Raw genomic sequence first — 2,256 nt, forward strand, 5'->3', positions numbered from 1 at the left:
AGCAGATCAGCTAAGTCTATTTGAGGAGTATGATCCGTTTACAGGTGAGAAGAATCAAAGAAAGTAATCATAAAGATTCCCACTAGACGGGGCAGCTAGTCAGGATGGTGCTGAAGGAGAAGTATTCGGTAGGCCTTTAGGCCTCGGCCGGTAGCAGAGTCTTTCAGCTGAAGAGCAAGCCGCCCGTTCTGATACGGCCCCTGTCAAGTAGACAGCTTAAATATCTAACAATAGTGTTTGTTTTTAAGTTTAGTCGTACAAAATAAATGTACGGGTGATTTTGACTTGCTGAAAATGTTAGGTGATGGGCTTTAAAGAGTTTGAATCGACAGTTTGAAAATAGAGAGCTGACAATTCTTATAAAATTTGATACACTAAAGCAGTTGTGGATAATGTTCGCTTGCTAAAAAATACTTAGGATTGTTTTTCCTAACGTAAGGAGTATAAATGACTGATTTTCCAATTAAATATCGTCTAATAAAGAAAGAAAAATACACAGGAGCACGCCTAGGAGAAATTATAACGCCTCATGGCACCTTTCCAACTCCGATGTTTATGCCTGTCGGTACCCAAGCTACTGTAAAAACACAATCCCCTGAAGAACTAAAGCAGATGGGTTCAGGAATTATTTTGGCAAATACCTATCATCTATGGCTGAGACCTGGTGATGAGCTTGTTGCTAAAGCTGGTGGACTCCATAAGTTTATGAATTGGGACCAAGCCATTCTTACAGATAGTGGAGGATTCCAGGTTTACTCATTGGCGGAAAAACGAAACATTTCAGAGGAAGGTGTAACCTTTAAAAATCACCTTAATGGAAGTAAGATGTTTCTTTCTCCTGAAAAAGCTATTTCAATTCAGAATAATCTCGGCTCAGATATTATGATGAGCTTTGACGAATGTCCGCAATTTTACCAGCCATACGATTATGTCAAAAAATCTATCGAACGTACAAGTCGTTGGGCAGAGCGTGGACTAAAAGCACATCGTCGGCCACACGATCAAGGACTCTTTGGTATTGTACAGGGAGCTGGTTTCGAAGACCTTCGCAGACAATCTGCCCATGATTTGGTTTCTATGGATTTTCCAGGGTATTCTATTGGTGGTCTTGCGGTTGGAGAAACTCATGAAGAGATGAATGCCGTACTAGATTTTACTGTACCTCTACTTCCTGAAAACAAACCGCGTTACCTTATGGGAGTAGGGGCGCCAGATAGTTTGATCGATGGTGTTATCCGTGGAGTTGATATGTACGACTGTGTTTTGCCGACAAGGATTGCTCGAAATGGGACGTGTATGACTAGTAATGGACGTCTAGTGGTTAAAAACGCTGCCTATGCAGAAGACTTTAGCCCAATTGATCCAGAGTGTGATTGTTACACGTGTCAAAATTACACACGTGCATATGTGAGACACTTGTTGAAAGCAGATGAGACGTTTGGAATTCGTTTGACAAGTTATCATAATCTTTATTTCCTAGTAAATTTGATGGCCAAGGTGCGTCAAGCTATTGTTGATGACAACTTACTCGAGTTTCGTCAAGACTTTATTGAAAAATATGGATATAATGCGAGTAACAGGAATTTTTAAATAATTTATTTAGCAGTACTAAATGTACTGCTTTTTTCCTTCTTGAATTGTCAAATTAAGTACATACTTTCCCCATAGAACACTTCATTTCGTGGCCTATTATTAAGTTTGTTTTCCTGCAGTTGAATAGTCTGATGACTTGTCTTTCCACGATGGCGGTGCTTACGAATACCACCACGAGCACGATAAGATAGTGAGTTATCATCAAAGCGCTCTCAGTAAATGGTTCTATAGATTATTAGATAACTAATAACAGTTTTTCCATACTCTAATCACAACCGACTTTCTATTTCTTCAGGAGACCATTGATACTCGAGAAATAGATGTTTGACGGTACTGCTTAAATTGTGATCTCTTTCAAGCATACGTTTTCGCCAGCAGTGTGATTTAGCAATATAGTAGGATTTCTGTGCATTCCTTGGAGAATATCTTCCTTCTTTTAGTTGTCGATTCCACTCACGACTAATACGAGATTGATGACGATGAAGTGACTTAACAAAATGATGGTAGCTCATAAGATTTCCTTTCGTAACTAGTTCATTCAATTCTATTTTACAAGAAAATCTTATGAGTTTTTATTGTGTACTTATCACTTGTATTGTATATTCAAGTTTAAAAACCTCTTGACAGCTATCCAAAAGGGTGTTAAGATATAAAAGTTGTCTT

At 38.6% G+C, this 2,256-nt stretch carries 1 protein-coding gene and 1 pseudogene; both read left to right on the top strand.

The annotated features are described in order from the left end of the window. A pseudogene (locus RDY04_RS09460) lies at positions 1-67 on the top strand (IS200/IS605 family transposase); the annotation flags it as partial. 380 nt (positions 68-447) lie between these two features. After that, entirely contained in the window at positions 448-1,590 is a 1,143-nt protein-coding gene (gene tgt / locus RDY04_RS09465) for a tRNA guanosine(34) transglycosylase Tgt (protein WP_303952255.1), read from the top strand. Positions 1,591-2,256 lie beyond the last annotated feature (666 nt).

The organism is uncultured Streptococcus sp. (assembly GCF_902463925.1).
In the GTDB taxonomy this organism is placed as follows: domain Bacteria; phylum Bacillota; class Bacilli; order Lactobacillales; family Streptococcaceae; genus Streptococcus.